At 35.1% G+C, this 16,727-nt stretch carries 10 protein-coding genes; 9 read left to right on the top strand and 1 reads right to left on the bottom strand.

Features of this window, described 5'->3' with window-relative positions; translation table 11 throughout:
* Positions 1-939 precede the first annotated feature (939 nt).
* From ACP6PL_RS21370 to ACP6PL_RS21355, 4 genes are all read left to right on the top strand, one after another.
* Positions 940-2,877 (top strand): response regulator, encoded by a 1,938-nt coding sequence (locus ACP6PL_RS21370; protein ID WP_426547292.1) that lies wholly within the window; start codon positions 940-942, stop codon positions 2,875-2,877.
* 46 nt (positions 2,878-2,923) lie between these two features.
* A complete protein-coding gene (locus ACP6PL_RS21365) occupies positions 2,924-5,002 on the top strand; it encodes a PAS domain-containing sensor histidine kinase (RefSeq protein WP_426547291.1) in 2,079 nt (692 codons plus the stop codon).
* A 469-nt stretch (positions 5,003-5,471) separates the two neighbouring features.
* Positions 5,472-5,852: a response regulator gene (locus tag ACP6PL_RS21360; RefSeq protein WP_426547290.1), complete on the top strand. Its 381-nt coding sequence runs from the start codon at positions 5,472-5,474 to the stop codon at positions 5,850-5,852.
* Between the two features lie 662 nt (positions 5,853-6,514).
* Positions 6,515-9,034, top strand: a complete 2,520-nt coding sequence (locus ACP6PL_RS21355) for a hypothetical protein (RefSeq protein WP_426547289.1) — start codon at positions 6,515-6,517, stop codon at positions 9,032-9,034.
* Here the strand turns inward: ACP6PL_RS21355 and ACP6PL_RS21350 are convergent.
* Complete coding sequence (locus ACP6PL_RS21350) at positions 8,973-9,536, bottom strand: Fur family transcriptional regulator (protein ID WP_426547288.1); 564 nt, start codon at positions 9,534-9,536, stop codon at positions 8,973-8,975. The two genes, ACP6PL_RS21355 and ACP6PL_RS21350, sit on opposite strands and share 62 nt — an antisense overlap.
* An 865-nt stretch (positions 9,537-10,401) precedes the next feature.
* On the opposite strand from ACP6PL_RS21350, the gene ACP6PL_RS21345 reads away from it, so the two are divergent.
* The 5 genes from ACP6PL_RS21345 to ACP6PL_RS21325 all read left to right on the top strand — a co-directional run bounded on the left by ACP6PL_RS21345 (position 10,402) and on the right by ACP6PL_RS21325 (position 15,790).
* Entirely contained in the window at positions 10,402-10,689 is a 288-nt protein-coding gene (locus ACP6PL_RS21345; RefSeq protein ID WP_426547287.1) for a DUF4212 domain-containing protein, read from the top strand.
* A complete protein-coding gene (locus ACP6PL_RS21340) occupies positions 10,690-12,381 on the top strand; it encodes a sodium:solute symporter family protein (RefSeq protein WP_426547286.1) in 1,692 nt (563 codons plus the stop codon).
* Positions 12,382-12,595: 214 nt separating this feature from the next.
* Positions 12,596-13,177 (top strand): Crp/Fnr family transcriptional regulator, encoded by a 582-nt coding sequence (locus ACP6PL_RS21335; protein ID WP_426547285.1) that lies wholly within the window; start codon positions 12,596-12,598, stop codon positions 13,175-13,177.
* A gap of 70 nt (positions 13,178-13,247) precedes the next feature.
* Complete coding sequence (locus tag ACP6PL_RS21330; RefSeq protein WP_426547284.1) at positions 13,248-13,757, top strand: ester cyclase; 510 nt, start codon at positions 13,248-13,250, stop codon at positions 13,755-13,757.
* Positions 13,758-14,098: 341 nt separating this feature from the next.
* A complete protein-coding gene (locus ACP6PL_RS21325) occupies positions 14,099-15,790 on the top strand; it encodes a sodium:solute symporter family protein (RefSeq protein ID WP_426547283.1) in 1,692 nt (563 codons plus the stop codon).
* Positions 15,791-16,727: the final 937 nt, after the last annotated feature.

The raw sequence follows: 16,727 nt of genomic DNA, 5'->3' as shown, positions 1-16,727 counted from the left end.
AATGTGGGTGGAAAATTTATCAATGTAACTTATCACAGCTTCACCAACAATTAAATAATTAATTGGGTCTTATCTTGAAATATTCGTATCATATTTATAAGTGAAAAAATTAAAAGATCATTAGAATAATTGGGTCTAAAACCTCGCCTTTGAAGGCGAAATGTTTTTGGAGGGTTGCTCACTTAATCCCAGTTACAAAAATAACTTCTGACTTCGTTAACTGCTAGCTATTAAGAGGTGGTCTTGTATAGTACTAATACTAGGCATTAATTTTTTTAACATTTATAGATATATTGATTTACGGTGTAAATAGAGAACATCTTAATAGGGAACAGAAAACAGCCCTAATTATCTCCTTTCAAAGGAATAGTAATTACTTCTCGAACTTTTCTTGAAATATCACTATTTGTAAACCACTGTCTTTCTCTCAAAACACCTAAAAATTGAACGGCAAAAATATATATTTTATCACTTAATAATATACTTATTTAATTTGCTTATTAGAAGTAATAAACTGTGTTTTAGTAGTTCTGAGCTAGGAGGAAAAACTATCTAAAGTTACACAAATTTACTTGAAAGATGTTAAAAATAGTTTCTAACTTATGATGTGAAAAAAAATCCCATGAATTAGTGTATAGTAAATTTTTGAGATAATCAAATATTACTTTTGATTTGTGAATTTTAAGAGCATGAATTCCCTGAAACACTATTAGTTGTATCAGATATGTAAATATTAACAAATTACTCTACTATGGAACTTATTTGATAAATGAATACAGTATTTTATCTCTCCTCTAATGTTCCCATAATTGGTGTTTTCTAAACTTATAAAATGCTGTATATCATCTATTTTATAAATGCTATTTCTTAAATAAAACTTATTTACTAAAAAAGTTGATTAAAATAACAGTAACTACAATTAATTAAAACAGCCAATCAATGAAAATTTTAGTTGTAGAAGATGATCAAATTATCGCCGAAACTTTAGCTGATGCCTTAACTAAAGAATTTTTTGTTGTTGATATAGCAACAGATGGTGAAGCAGGTTGGCACCAAGCTAAAGCTTTTAATTATGATTTGATTTTATTAGATGTAATGCTGCCAAAGTTAGATGGTATTACCCTATGTCAAAAGTTGCGCTCTATTAATAAAAAAATTCCTATTCTACTTTTAACAGCTCGCGACAACAGTCAAGATAAGATCAAGGGTTTAGATGCTGGAGCTGATGATTATGTAGTTAAACCATTTAATTTGGAAGAACTTTTGGCTAGAATTAGAGCATCATTACGACGGGGAAATGACCCTGCTTCAGTAATCAAAAAATGGGGTAGTTTATGTTTAAATCCTCAAAGTTGTGAAGTTAGTTACAATGACAAGCAATTAAATCTTACTCCTAAAGAATATGAAATACTAAATCTGTTGATGCACAATACCCAAAGAGTATTTAGTTGTAGTGTAATTATAGATCGGGTTTGGGATTTAGAAGATACACCCACAGAAGATACTGTTAGAGCACATATTAAGGGTTTAAGGCACAAATTAAAATCAGTAGATGCTCCCACTGATTTAATTGAAACTGTCTATGGTTTGGGCTATAGGCTTAAACAAGAAAAGAATAATTTACCACCAAAAAAAAGGAAAAAACATGATAAATCTCAACATAATATATCTCAGCAACCTAAAGAAAATTTACAAAACTCGATAAATACAATTTGGGATAGAGTTAAGGGAAGTATAACTGAGCGAATTGATCTAGTAGAACAAGCAATAATAGCTGGAAAAAATGGAAAACTAGAGACTAATTTGCAACATCAAGCACAACAAGAAGCTCATAAATTAGTAGGATCTCTGGGTACATTTGGTTTGAATCATGGGTCAGATTTATCTAGAGAAATAGAAACTTTATTAGCATCTGAATTACCTATTGATTCCACAAAAATTTCTCATATATCTAAACTACTTACCACTCTACGCAATGAGATAGATGGGCATAGTAGTAAGATTGATAATAAACAAAGTGTAAATCAGGAACTGAAATATCTTGATGCTAAATCCTCTACACAAACTTATTTAAGTTATACAAATAATTTTTCCCAAGAATGCAAGTTATTGTTAATACTAGAAGATAATTTATTAGCCAAAGAATTAACTAAGGAAGCTACTACTAAAAAAGTACAATCTATGGTGGTGAAAAATTCTACATTACTTACAGATATGGATGCTTGTATTAATCATAATTGCAACTTTCATTGCCAAGATTTATTATTTTCTGCCAATGTGGCTTTACTAGACCTGGAAATTGCCAGCAATGCTGAAAAAATCTTAGCAAAATTTTCTAGTCAGATGCCATTTTTACCAGTAGTTGTACTTAATACTCAAGGTGATTTGAGCGATCGCATAAAAATTGCTAAATTAGGGGCATCAGCATATTTAACAAAACAAATACCAGCAGCTCAAGTAATAGATGTAGTATTAGATATATGGCGAAAAAATCAGATACCCGGAACTGTTATGATAGTAGATGATGATCTACCAACTTTAGAGATTACCAAACACATACTAATGCAGTGGGGAATTAAAGTGGTTACTCTCAATGATGAGCGATATTTCTGGAAAACCTTGGAAGATACAGCCCCAGATTTATTAATTTTAGATATAGAAATGCCACATTTTAACGGAATAGATTTGTGTAAAGTTATTCGTAACGATCCTCATTGGAGTGGAATTCCTGTTGTATTTATTACAGCTCACAAAGATTCTAATATTCATAATCAAATTTTTGCTGCTGGTGCTGATGATTATCTGAGTAAACCTTTTAGATATTCTGAGTTAGTCACTCGTATTCTTAACCGGATCAAACGCACTCCAAGTATTTAATTTTTTTTTTTAATAAATATTCATTCTTGATATTATTGAGTTAAATATGGTAAGAAAAATGATTGAAGATACTCTTAAAAATAAAACAGATTTAATAGCATCTCTCAAAGCTAGTAATGCTAAATTAAAAACGGAAATACAGGAACGTAAACGAGCAGAAAAAGCTTTACAAGAACTGGTGAAAACATACCAAGAAACTTCTCTAAAGCTTCGTACTTTAATTAATGCCATGCCAGATATTGTCTGTTTTAAAGATGGTACAGGAAAATGGTTAGAAGCTAATAAGTCAATGCTAGAATTATTTGATATAGAAAAAGTAGATTATCATGGTAAATCAGATGCTGAACTGGGAGAAATCAGTAAATTTTATCAAGAAGCTCTTTTAAATTGCCAACATAGCGATCAAGAAGCATGGAATAAAAGAATTTTGTCTAGGAGTGAAGAGGTAATTCAAAAAAAAGACGGAAGTGTAAAAATTTATGATGTCATTAAAGTTCCCTTATTTTATGAAGATGGAAAACGAAATGGAATTGTCGTTTTAGGGCGTGACATTACAGAGCAAAAGCAAACAGAAAAAGCTATGACGAGGTTAGCTTCCATAGTAGAATCATCTAATGATGCAATAATTGGCAACACTTTAGCAGGAATTATCTATAGTTGGAATTCAGGAGCAGAAGAAATTTACGGTTACTCTATTTATGAAGTAAAAGGTCGTTCTATTTCAATGTTGGCTGTACCAGAAAGACCAAATGAAATCCCCCAAATTTTAGCAAATATTACTGCGGGTATCGGCATAGATAATTATGAAACTGTACATCTGAGAAAAGATGGTAAACATATAGATGTAGCCTTAACAATATCTCCAATTAAAGATACTCAAGATAATGTTATAGGAGTATCAACTATTGCCCGTGACATTAGCGATCGCAAACAGGTAGAACGATCTTTGGAACAACTTCGTCACCAACATCAATTAATTTTAGAATCAGCGGGTGAGGGAATTTGTGTAATAGATATATTTAGTAAAATTTCTTTTGTTAATCCTGCTGCAGCAAAAATGACTGGTTATGCAATTAAAGAACTGGTAAATAATGACTGGAATTTCATAATGTATGGAGGTGAAACTAACAGGAACACTGATCGTATTTCTACAGAAAAAAATAGTCAAGCTTGTCCAGTTAGAACAACCTTAGAAAAAGGAATAGTTTGTCAAGTTACTGATGAATTTTTTGGAAGACGAGATGGCTCATTTTTTCCAGTAGAATATGTCAGTACACCTATTCTAGAACAGGGAAAAATTACTGGTGCGGTTGTGACATTTAAAGATATCACAGATCGACTTGCCGTTGAACAGATGAAAGATGAATTTATTTCTGTAGTTAGTCATGAGTTACGCACTCCTCTAGCTTCCATTCACGGTGCTTTAGGTTTATTGAAAAGTGGATTACTAAATCAAGCACCAGAAAGAGGTAGAAGAATGCTAGATATTGCTGTTGCAAACACTGATCGTTTGGTAAGGTTGGTTAACGATATTTTAGACTTAGAGCGTCTTCATTCTAATCAAGTTACAATGGTCAAACAAACTTGCAATGTTTCTGAGTTAATGATGCAAGCGGCAAGTGAAATGCAACCTATAGCCGAGAAAACAGGAGTGAATTTATCAGTAACACCAATAGATACTAAGTTGTGGGGATGCGCCGACAGATTAATTCAAACTTTGACTAATCTATTAAGTAATGCTATCAAATATTCCTCTACAGGAAAAACTGTATGGTTAACTGCCAGCAAACAACGAATCAGTCAAAATCAAGTTGATAACTCCCATAATTTGACTTCCGGCGTTCCAGGAGATATTGCTGTAGCACCAGCTTGTAGAATTAATTCTAGTTATCAAGTTTTAATTATGGTTAAAGATCAAGGACGAGGTATTCCTGCTGATAAAATAGAAAGTATTTTTGGTCGCTTTCAACAGGTTGATGCTTCTGACTCTCGTCAGAAGGGAGGAACTGGTTTAGGTCTAGCTATTTGTCGTAGTATAGTCCAACAACATGAAGGCCAAATTTGGGCAGAAAGCACTTTGGGAAAGGGCAGCACTTTTTTTGTTACTTTACCAATTTTTGATTAAAGTTGTATGATAGTAGAATTTGGGAAGAAGAAACAAAAAGCTAGAAGGAAAAATCCTACTTTGTCTAAATTTTATGCTTTTGATATCTTCTAAAAGTAATAGTGAGTGCTATAATACTAAATCTAATTCAAGTTTCCTAGATATTCTGAAAAAATGTGGTAGGTGTTATATCATGTTTCTTTGAATACGCAAAATAAAAAATTGAGGGAGTAGAAAGCAGGGAGTGGGGAACAAGGGAAAATTTGTTGTTGCAGCATTCCGCTCAGAAAAAATATCCTCTCTTTAACAGCTATATAATTTTTATTATGGCTAATTAATGAGACTTGATATTAGAGAAAAATACTAAAGTATAAAGTATTTCTCAAATTAAGTATTAATGCAGCATAATTGGTATAAGAAGTTTCTTCTATATCAGCAATTGTTGTAACAAAGGTGTTAAAAAGCTAATACTTTTCAAGCGTGAAGTCGGATGAGAAAAAAACGAATTTTACTAATAGACGATCAAGATGATATTAGGGAAGTAGCCCAACTTAGTTTAGAAATGGTTGGTGGTTGGCAAGTAATTACCGGTAGTTCAGGTAGAGAAGGTATTGTTAAAGCTGAACTAGAACAACCAGATGCTATTCTCTTAGATGTAATGATGCCTGAACTAGATGGATTTGCTACTTTTCAAGAATTACGAGCTAATCAAGCCACTAAGCAAATTCCAGTAATTTTCCTGACAGCTAAAGTTAGCTCAGATGATAAGCGTCATTTTTTTGAGCTGGGAGTAAATGGAGTAATTACTAAACCCTTCGATCCTATGTCTCTAGCAACTGAAATAGAAACAACTTTGGGTTGGAATTCTTAATTAATTGATAATGGATAATGAATAATGGATAATTACCTCTGTAATAATTGATAGTAGGAGTGGGAGATTAACCTTCCTAAAATAGACATCTCCGACAATCAAAAATCAAATCAATCCCATAGGCAGAAATTACTAATTCTTTTCTTCTACTCCCTACTTTCTCTTTCTCGGAGAGGTCTAATATCAAATCCGCTTAATTTGCTATAAAAAATTTTCATCTTCACCTAAAAAGCATCGGTATTTTATAGAGAAGGAAGAAGGAAGAAGGAAGAAGCTTAAATATAGTAAATATTTCCCCAAATTTTACACAAACCATACCAGCGGACATGATATAATGTATGATTACCTCTTTAATAATTGATAGCAGGAGTGGGAGATTAACCTTCCTAAAATAGACATCTCTGACAATCAAAAATCAAATCAATCCCATAGGCAGAAATTACTAATTCTTTCCTTCTACTCCCTACTTCCTCTTTCTGGGAGAGGTCTAATATCAAATCCGCATTTTATCTTGACAAAAATAATTATTTATGATTATAAAAATCAAGAAAATCTTAAGATTAAAGAAATTATGACTTGATTGCCTAAAATTACTTAAATAAATAATAATTTTGAGATAAACTTAAGAAGATATATTTTGTAAAGTAAAGCTGTAGCCGTAGATGTCAGACTGGGAATTTTTGCTACAGAAAGAAGGCGACCAAACCTGGCTACCTTTAGAATCAGCCGATGTAGAAATTCTAGAAGGTCGCTATCGCATTGTGGCTAATACCCATATAGCCAATACAGAAGTCCAGATTCGCATTATTCACGATTCTACTGAAGAAATCCCACCTATAAGGCGAGTTCATAAACGTTCTAGTCGTACTCACTCTCAAGGTCTCATATCTATTGTCCCCTTTACCCGCCTCAAGCCTGGTAAGTGGGAATTTCGTTGTCAAGCTAAACTAACCACATCATCAAAAGAAACAAAGCAACATATTGTCCATCTAGAAGTATTGCCCACAGAGTATGATACTTCAGATTTTTCACAACAACTAGAACTACAGAATCAGAAACCCGATATAGTAGCAAATTCTCAACCTGAGCCAAAGGACTTAATTACTAATGAAAATATATCGTTTTTTTCAGGTCAAGTAGACACAGATGAAGTGGCAATTAATTTGGAAGAAAATACAGTCAAAAATAATTCTGAATTGCCAAAACTTGAGGTAATTAAATCAGATGAAATAGAATTATTAGATGGTCAGGTTCAAGATGAATCAAAAGCATTATCTGAAGAATCAGAGATTATGGAAAATATCACTGATTTACTAGATAGTGGTGAACAAGAACAGCCAAATATTTCAAGTCAAAACCAAGAAGGCAAAAATATAGAGAATCAATTAAAAGAACTAACCGAAACTCTGATAAATAATTCATCAATATTGGGGCAACTTCAGCAAGAGGAAGAAATAGAATTAGAGATAAATAAAGAAACAAATATAGATACTAATGACCAAATTAACTCTACTGTAAATTTCCCTTTAGAGCTAACTTTAGATCGAGCATCTTATATTGCTCAACCAGGAGAAGCATTAATTATATCTGGGCAGATAATTATTGATAATCAAAATCAGAATATTCAATCTAATGAAGGCTTTAATCACCTGCCTTTGCAGAATAATCTAACAAAAAAAGATGCTGCCATTGCACAGAATAATACTCCGATAGTCAATGGAAACTTAAAAATTTGTTTGCGTAATCCTCAAACTTCAGAAATTTTAATTGAAGTAGAGCAAACTCTGCCAGAGCAAATACCACCTATTATATTTGCCTGTACAATTAATGTGCCAGAAAATATTAGAACTCGTCTAATATTAGGACAAATTATTCTCACAGATCCTACGAATACTCTCGCTAATAAATCTTTCACAATTACAGCTCCACTGCAGAATTTGTTAGCCGCAATTGATGATAATTTTGTTGAAGATGGGCATCAGGGAATGAGTCCAAAAACAAAAACTTTAGCCGGAATAAAGCCACAGAAAAAACCCCATTCTTTTCTGGAATTAGTAGAAAAAATTAATCAGACTCAACCAGAGCAGAAAACAGATAAAGATCAACCTTTACCACCACAAATATATAAACCTATTACAGGTGAGTCAGATCCCGAATCACTAGAATTACCAATATTTGGAAATCCACTACCGGATAATGTGGCTAAAGATGCGACTCAAATCAATGATTTATTGGCTAAGTCAAATACTCCTAAAGATCCAGATGAAATGGATGATGTTTGGAGAAATTCGGATCGGCCTGAAGAGCAAACAATTTCACAAGCAGAAATAGAAAAGTCAGAGTCGGAAACTATTAACCAAGAGGAAGCAGATGACAATAAGCAAAATCTCGTACCCTTTCCCACAAAATTTGCTCCTATAAACAAGGAGTTTAAGGCTTTGAACTTGGAGGATAGATTCTTTTCCAAGGCTTATTCTTTGATTAATGATTCTGAGTTGTTGCAATGGATGAAGGCTTCTTCTTTGTCACCAACTGAAGAAACAGACAAGGGTACAGAATTACAGAATAAATCAGACTCTAACCAAAAAACTGAAAAAGAATTACAGGATAATGATTCTATAAGTGTAATGGTTGATGATGAGGAGTTTGCTAGTGAAAATAATGATGAAATTAATTGGGAAGCCCAAGAATTTGTGGTAGAAGATGAACAACTAGAAGAAATTTTACCAAACCAAGAGAAACAATGGAATTTTGGTTTAGATAATATTTCTCAGGAGCAGGATGAATCAATTTCTACACAGACTTATATTTTACCTGATGAGGAACTAGTGCCAGTTCCTGATTTAGAAGTGCTGGCTAAAGATGTGATTGCTGGAAGAGCGGTAAAAGTTAGGGTAGAATTACCGGAAGGTTTACCTCGCATTTATGTTAAGATTTGGGTTTATGATCGCCAAGCTCAAACAATAGTATCTGGACCACGTTGGTTAACTGATTTTATTCCAAATGGAATGGGGCAACTAGAGGTAATTACGGAACTGGATATTGCTTATGGTTGTTTGGAAGTTAAGTTTGAGGCGATCGCTGCAGAAGTCCAAACTAACCGCGAGAGTCATAAAGCAGTTATTGAACGTTTGGTAGTTCCCCCTCCTCCTCCAAAGTTGCCTTTTGATGATTTGAGTTAGACTTGATTCCTAAGTTAGTTCTTGGACAAGACCAACTGCTAGCTACTAAAGCAGGCCAACCTTTCCGTACAGCTTCTATACAAATAGTATGAACTGTTAGTTGACAGTCTAACATTTCAACACCTTCTTTTTGAGCTTGCTTCTTACTTATTTTCAGTATGGAATCATCATTAAACTCAAAGGTTTTATGACATTGAAGGCAGACTAAATGGTGATGTTTACGAAGGTTAGGGGCGTTAATCTCGTAATGTTTATGTCCTTCTGCTAGTTCTAGTTCCCGCAAAATACCTACTTTTGTCAACAAATGTAGTGTCCGGTAAATGGTAGACAGACTAATTTGTTCCTTTTGATGTAGCAACAGATGATATATTTCTTCTGCACTTAAGTGTTTGCCTTGAGGTAGACGTTGAAACACCTGTAGGATAGTTTCCCTTTGAGGAGTTAAACGCCAGCCTCTTTGGTTAAGTTCAGACTTAAGTGAATCATGGTTATAGAAGGCCATATTTAGAATTTAGAATTTAGAATTTAGAACTAATCCCTAACTAAGTTTAAGAATTGAGAAATGTCCTAACCTTTACTTTAATTGGTATATCTACGATATATAGCAAATATATACTTATTGAAATATTTTTGCAAGAGCTAAATAAGAGCAAATTAAAACTTAAAAGAAAAATTTTATATCATACTACTAGCAATACTTTTTTTCTGCTTAACTGTCAGTCTATATTACTCCTAAGTTTTGGGAAAAATCTGCTACATAAATACCATTTCTTGATGAAACTTCATTATAGCTGAGGAGAAGTCGGGTTGATTTATTTACATCCAATATTTACAGTGGTTTTCATGAGTATACCATTATAGGGACGTTCTATAGAAAGTCCCTATAAGGTTTTGATTGTGACGTAAAGTCTATCTATCTGAAAAGTGCTGTATGTTACCTTCGCGATTTAAGACTGTTCAGCATAAAAATACTTCATAAATTTAGAATCGTTTGATAAGTTTCTCAATCTAATAAATTGCTGTAAATATTTATTATTTAAGAATTGAATTAATTTATATTGCAAATATTCTAAATTCCCAGATTAATATAACCATATAAAACCTACAGAAATGATAACTAATATTACATTTTTTCCAAATATCAAATAATGCTTTAATAATATACTTGGAATCGAGCCAAGCCACCTGTTTTACAGAAGTCAGAAGTCAGAAGTGAGAAGTCAGAAGTATAGAGCTTTTGAAATAGCTTCAGCTATTAGCTAAAGATTTCTTCTCAAAACCGGGTTTCTTTGCGTAAGTCCTAAATTAATCAGATTTTGGGTAAAAAATCTGATAAAAATATCTATCATCAATCAAAAACTTAAAAAATGAACGAAGAACAACGTCGAGCATACTGGCGTGCTAATACAGCATTAATCAGAAACTTGCTAATAGTTTGGGCTTTAGTTTCAATTGTTTTTAGCATTTTATTAGTTCAACCCTTAAATGCAATTCAATTTTTCGGTGTCCCCTTGGGTTTTTGGATGGCACAACAAGGTTCAATTTATGTGTTCGTAATCTTAATTTTTACCTACGCCATTCAAATGGATAAACTTGATAAAAAATACAACATGGACAAACTTGATAAAAAATCTAATTCTGACAGGAGAGACTAAATGAGTGCAGAAGTCTGGACATTTATATTCGTTACTATTTCCTTTATGGGTTATCTGTACATTGGATGGCGATCGCGAGTTAAAGATAGTAAAGGTTTTTTTGTCGCCGATCAAGGTGTACCTGCTATTGCTAATGGTGCTGCTACTGGTGCCGACTGGATGTCTGCCGCCTCATTTATTTCCATGGCGGGGTTAATTTCTTTTTTGGGTTATGATGGTTCAATCTATCTGATGGGATGGACTGGAGGTTTTGTATTATTAGCGTTACTACTCGCCCCATACCTGCGGAAGTTTGGTAAATATACAGTCCCTGATTTTGTAGGCGATCGCTACTACTCAAATATTGCCCGGATCGTTGCAGTTATCGCTGCTATATTCGTATCCATGACTTACGTTGCTGGGCAAATGCGTGGTGTCGGTATTGTTTTCAGTCGATTTTTGCAAGTTGATATCGAGACTGGTGTTGTTATTGGAATGATTATTGTTGCCTTCTTCGCTATCTTAGGTGGGATGAAAGGCATCACTTGGACTCAGGTTGCCCAATATACTGTACTAATTATTGCTTATCTGATTCCAGCTATTGCTATTGCAACAGTTATTACAGGTATTCCCATTCCTCAATTTGCTTTTACTTTCAGCGATATCGTCGAAAAACTCAATCAGGTTCAGGTAGACTTGGGTTTCCAAGAATACAGCGCTGCTTTTACTAACAAAAGTATGTTGGATGTTTTGTTTATCACTATTGCGTTGATGGTGGGAACTGCTGGTTTACCTCACGTTATTGTCCGCTTCTATACGGTTCCTAATGTAAGAGCAGCGAGATATTCTGCTGGTTGGGCATTATTGTTTATTGCTATCTTGTATACAACCGCACCCGCTTTAGCTACTTTTGCCCGATACAACTTAATTGAGAGTTTACATAACAAAACTGTGGAGGAAGTGCAACAGTTAGACTGGGCAACAAAGTGGGAAAATACTGGTTTGTTAGAATTTACCGATAAAAATAATGATGGTAGCTTTCAACTAAGTCCAGATACAGAGACTAATGAAATTAAGATTGATCGGGATATTATTGTTCTCTCTACACCAGAAGTAGCTAAACTCGCTCCTTGGGTAATTGCTTTAGTGGCAGCAGGAGGATTAGCTGCTGCTTTATCTACAGCATCAGGTTTGTTGTTGGTAATTTCTAGTTCCATTGCCCATGATGTTTATTATCGGATGATCGATCCAGGAGCATCGGAGGCGCGACGGTTAATGGTAGGGCGAATAATGGTAGGGTTTGCTATTGCTATTGCTGGTTACTTTGGAGTTAACCCACCAGGGTTTGTTGCTCAGGTGGTAGCTTTTGCTTTTGGTTTAGCTGCTGCTAGTTTTTTCCCGGTGATTATTTTAGGAGTGTTTGATAAACGTACTAACCGGGAAGGAGCGATAGCTGGTATGGTAGTAGGTTTATTGTTTACTACTATCTATATTATAGGTGTCAAATTTGCGGGAATGCCAACATGGTTTTTTGGAATTTCTGCTGAAGGTATTGGCACTGTGGGTATGGTACTAAATTTTATTGTGACTTTGGTAGTTTCTCGGATGACACCTCCTCCACCATTGGAAATACAAGAAATGGTAGAGGATTTGCGATCGCCTATAGCTGTACCTGCTCCAATCAGCGATATTGGGGAGGAAGAGTTAGATTAATTTTTTTTGATTTTAAATCCCCTTTGCAGGCAGCAGGACTAATTAATTGTCACGGGAGAAAAATTATATCCTTTGAAATATCCTATATCTTGCCACAGTTACTTAATGGAAAATATAGGGTGACAAATATTCTCTAAACACAATGAATTAGCCCTGCCCCTCGAAAAAAAGCTGAAAGTTAGCTAGAATTTATCAAGGAACATATACTAGGTAAATGTATGAGTCGCTACATTTATTTGTTAAAAAACTTTTCCCACAATGCCAAGTTGATTTAACTCTTGTTGAACCTCTTCTTGAATTAAGGAAAGTTTATAAAGAAGAATTTCTATTTCAAGAGGGTGATATTTGTAACTTCGTAGGATTGACGAAAAAAGGATGTCTCAGAACCTTCTTTCTTAAAGATGGCAAAGAACTAACACTATTTTTTCATCCCGAACATCATACATTGGGAGACTATGAAAGTTTGCGCAAACAAAAACCAGCTTGTTTTTCATGTCAAGCAATCGAAGATTCTGAGGTGCTAATTATAAATACACAAGTGATTAAGGTGTTGGAAACTGAAGTAGATGGAGAAAAATTACTTAGACTTGTGGTAGAAAATTTAGCTTTTCAGTTACGAGACCGTTTGCTTTCTTTATATCGAGATTCACCTGAACAACGCTATCTTAATTTTCTCAACAGTGAGCCGAAACTTTTACAACGTATACCACAATATTATCTTGCATCCCATCTTGGTATCGAGCCAGAATCTCTAAGTCGTTTGAAACGAAGAGTAAATAAAAAAAGAATATCTTAACCCAAGTCAATGCGAGTAACAAATCTGTACACTAGAGTGATTAAAAATATATTGGTTACAGACAAATATTATGTCACTAGAACAGAACAAAGCAATCGTACTCAAATTCTATGAAGCTTTTGACCAACAAGATATTGAGCAAGGTCTAAAGTTGATGTCTGCCGATATTGTTGCTAGAGGACTCGATAGAAATCCGCTCGAAGGTCGCGATGCAGTTATGCAGTATGGAGCAACTATGTTTGCTGCATTTCCTGATGGTCGCCATATTTTAGAAGAAGTGATAGTAGAAGGCGATCAAGTTGTAACTCGTGGAATTTTTCAAGGAACTCATCAGGGAGAGTTGATGGGTATTCCCCCAACAGGAAAACAAGTAACATTTTCAGTTATTCATATCGATCGCGTCGAGAATGGCAAAATTGTAGAACATTGGGGACAAGGTGATGTTCAAGAATTAATGCAACAACTAGGTATTATGTTTTTTCCTAGTCCTACATTTATTCCATATATCCTGAAGAATATTCTATCCAAAGTTTTGAAGGTTTTTAATTATGGATGTTTTGATTGTGCATCAAAGAAGTGACAGTAGATGAGTTGGTAGAAATTATTGGTACTAGACTTCTGCGGAAATTAAGATTTGAAAGCCTTATAAAAAGGCTTTCAAGTGAATTTGTTCATAATTCTATCTAGACTTCAATATTCAATCTCCCCATCTCCCTATCCCCCCATCCCTCATCTCCCCTAAATATATAATAAGTATTCAACCGGATTTTATATGATACCTACTTGATAACTTTTCTTGTCCTGGCTACTTTGTTGTGAAGATACAGCAAATGGTAGAATAATTACCATCGATTTTAGCTGTGTCTACTCCCAGAAGATATACTGGCTAAGAACAGATTGCTATAGTGTATGAAAAACTCAATGAATACAGAAGTTTGGACATTTATCTTTGTAACAATTTCCTTAATGCTTTACCTGTACATTGGATGGCGATCACGAGTCCAAGATAGTGAAGGTTTTTTCGTCGCCGACAGGGGCGTACCTGCAATTGCTAATGGTGCTGCCACAGCAGCGGACTTTATGTCTGCAGTTTCATTTATTTCTATAGCAGGAGCAGTGTCAATTTTAGGTTATGATGGTTCTTATTATGTAATGGCAGCGACAGGAGGTTATATACTCTTGGGATTACTGCTTGCCCCATATTTGCGCAAGTTCGGTAAATATACTTTACCAGATTTTATAGGCGATCGCTACTACTCTAATATTGCTCGTATCGTTGCGGTTATTGCTGCCCTCATCATATCCCTAACTTTTGTTGTCGGGCAAATGCGGGGTGTTGGTATTGTCTTCAGTCGATTTTTGCAAGTCCCCATTGAAGTTGGTGTTGTCATCGGTATGGTTATAGTGGCCTTCTTTGCCATCTTAGGAGGCATGAAAGGCATTACTTGGACTCAGGTCGCCCAATACTTTATACTTATTGTTGCTTATTTGATACCAGCTATTGCTATTTGTAATATTCTGACAAATATTCCGCTCCCACAATTGGCTTTTACTTTTAGCGATCTTGTAGAAAAACTGAATCAAGTTCAGGTTGACTTAGGTTTTCCCGAATATACCGCTGCCTTCAGCAAAAAAACTATGCTAGATGTTCTATTCATAACTATTTCTAGCATGGTAGGGCTTGCTAGTTTACCCCACGTTATTGTTCGTTTCTATACTGTGCCTAATGTGACAGCAGCTAGGTATTCTGTAGCTTGGGCATTATTGTTTATTGCCATTTTTTCCACAACTGTTCCTGCTTTAGCTGCTGCTGCACGATATAATTTAATTGATAATTTACACAACAAAACTGTGGAGGAGGTGCAACAGTTAGACTGGGCGACAAAATGGCAAAACACAGGTTTATTAGAATTCACCGATAAAAATAATGACGGTCGTTTGCAGTTGACTCCAGAGACAGAGACTAATGAAATCATTCTTGACCCAGATATTATTACTCTTTCGACTCCTGAAGTAGCTAAACTCGCTCCTTGGGTAATTGCATTAGTGGCAGCAGGAGGATTAGCTGCTGCTTTGTCTACAGCATCGGGTTTGTTATTAGTGATTTCTAGTGCTATTGCTCATGATGTTTACTACCGCCTTATTAATCCAGAAGCATCAGAGGCAAAAAGATTAATGGTAGGCAGAATAATGGTAGTATTAGCGATCGCCTTTGCTGGTTATTTCGGCATTAACCCCCCCGGTTTTGTGATTGAGATAGCAACTTTGGGAGTTGGTGTCGCTGCTGCTACTTTTTTTCCAGCAATTATTTTGGGAGTATTCGATCAGCGCACCAACCGGGAAGGAGCAGTAAGTGGTATGGTAGTTGGTTTAGTGTTTACAAGTATCTATATTATTGGTGTAAGATTTTACGGAATGCCGACATGGTTTTTGGGATTATCCGATCAGGGTATCGGTACAATAGGAATGTTATTGAATTTTGTTGTGACTTTGCTAGTATCTCGGATGACAGTTCCTCCACCATTAGAAATACAAGAGATGGTGGGAGACTTGCGATCGCCGTTAGCTGCACCTGCTCCAATTAGCGATATTGGGGAGGAAGAGTTGGATTAATTTAAAGAAAGAGTCAGGAGTCATATCAAGTCCGGTAGCATCAGTATTGTAAGTAAGGGTAAAGAAGAAGGAAGAAGTAAGAAGGAAGAAGGCTTAAAAGCTGGAAAAAACTTAAATTTCCTGTAGATATTTACCCTAACTTTTACACAAACGATACCAGCGGACATGATATCAGGAGGGAAGAGGAAAAAATATAGATCCCAAATGGGATCTATAGGTAGGAAGTGTGGGAAGAGCGGGAAGTGTGGGGAGTAGGGCAGGGAAGATGACCGATTAGAGGTGTATTGGAGATCTATTGGAGTATTTTTTTACCTTTTTCTTGTATTGTCGCGCTTCCCACAGACATTTATTGAAAATAATATGGTATGAGTGGCAGACCTTTATTAAATAATGCAGGTCAGGATGAGAGCAGTTTTAATTGAGGTAGACTACAATATGAAAACAAAAAAGTTCAATCCCCCAACCCCCCTTGGTAAGCTATGCTTTATAAACATCTTCCTTAACATAAAATTTGACACGCATAGAGAAGTTATATATTTGCTATTCAATGCAGATTTCAGGAGAGTAAACCTATTTAATTAGAGGTTTTTCTCCCCCCACCTCCCCATCTCCCCATCCCCCCATCTCCCTATCAGAAAAGAGTTTTAGGAGTTCCTTATAAGGGATAGCTTGGTCAGGGTGGGCTTAAGAATTTATAATTTTATTCCAATGGTATTAGACTCTAAAAATCAAAATCAAGACCGCATTCCACGGATAATATCAATTGATATTTTGCGTGGACTCGTAATAGTCCTGATGACCTTAGACCATGTACGAGCATTTTTCTCTAAAACTAACTTTAACCCTTTAGACCTTACCCACCTTCTTGAAAACTAGACAAAACTAGACATTTGCCATCGGTGAGTGCAAATGATTTCGTGGCTCACCCGTTTCAATA

Origin of the sequence: Dapis purpurea BLCC-M126 (assembly GCF_050015975.1) — a bacterium.
Lineage (GTDB): Bacteria > Cyanobacteriota > Cyanobacteriia > Cyanobacteriales > Microcoleaceae > Trichodesmium.
Note: the sequence above shows the minus strand (reverse complement) of the source record. Positions and strands in the feature narration are given on the sequence as shown.

Bases quoted from the DNA above. Each gene is read 5' to 3' on its own strand.
- ACP6PL_RS21335 (WP_426547285.1), top strand. From the start codon at position 12,596: ATGTATGAGTCGCTACATTTATTTGTTAAAAAACTTTTCCCACAATGC.
- ACP6PL_RS21345 (WP_426547287.1), top strand. From the start codon at position 10,402: ATGAACGAAGAACAACGTCGAGCATACTGGCGTGCTAATACAGCATTA.
- ACP6PL_RS21370 (WP_426547292.1), top strand. From the start codon at position 940: ATGAAAATTTTAGTTGTAGAAGATGATCAAATTATCGCCGAAACTTTA.
- ACP6PL_RS21355 (WP_426547289.1), top strand. From the start codon at position 6,515: ATGTCAGACTGGGAATTTTTGCTACAGAAAGAAGGCGACCAAACCTGG.
- ACP6PL_RS21325 (WP_426547283.1), top strand. From the start codon at position 14,099: ATGAATACAGAAGTTTGGACATTTATCTTTGTAACAATTTCCTTAATG.
- ACP6PL_RS21350 (WP_426547288.1), bottom strand. From the start codon at position 9,536: ATGGCCTTCTATAACCATGATTCACTTAAGTCTGAACTTAACCAAAGA.
- ACP6PL_RS21340 (WP_426547286.1), top strand. From the start codon at position 10,690: ATGAGTGCAGAAGTCTGGACATTTATATTCGTTACTATTTCCTTTATG.
- ACP6PL_RS21360 (WP_426547290.1), top strand. From the start codon at position 5,472: ATGAGAAAAAAACGAATTTTACTAATAGACGATCAAGATGATATTAGG.
- ACP6PL_RS21365 (WP_426547291.1), top strand. From the start codon at position 2,924: ATGGTAAGAAAAATGATTGAAGATACTCTTAAAAATAAAACAGATTTA.
- ACP6PL_RS21330 (WP_426547284.1), top strand. From the start codon at position 13,248: ATGTCACTAGAACAGAACAAAGCAATCGTACTCAAATTCTATGAAGCT.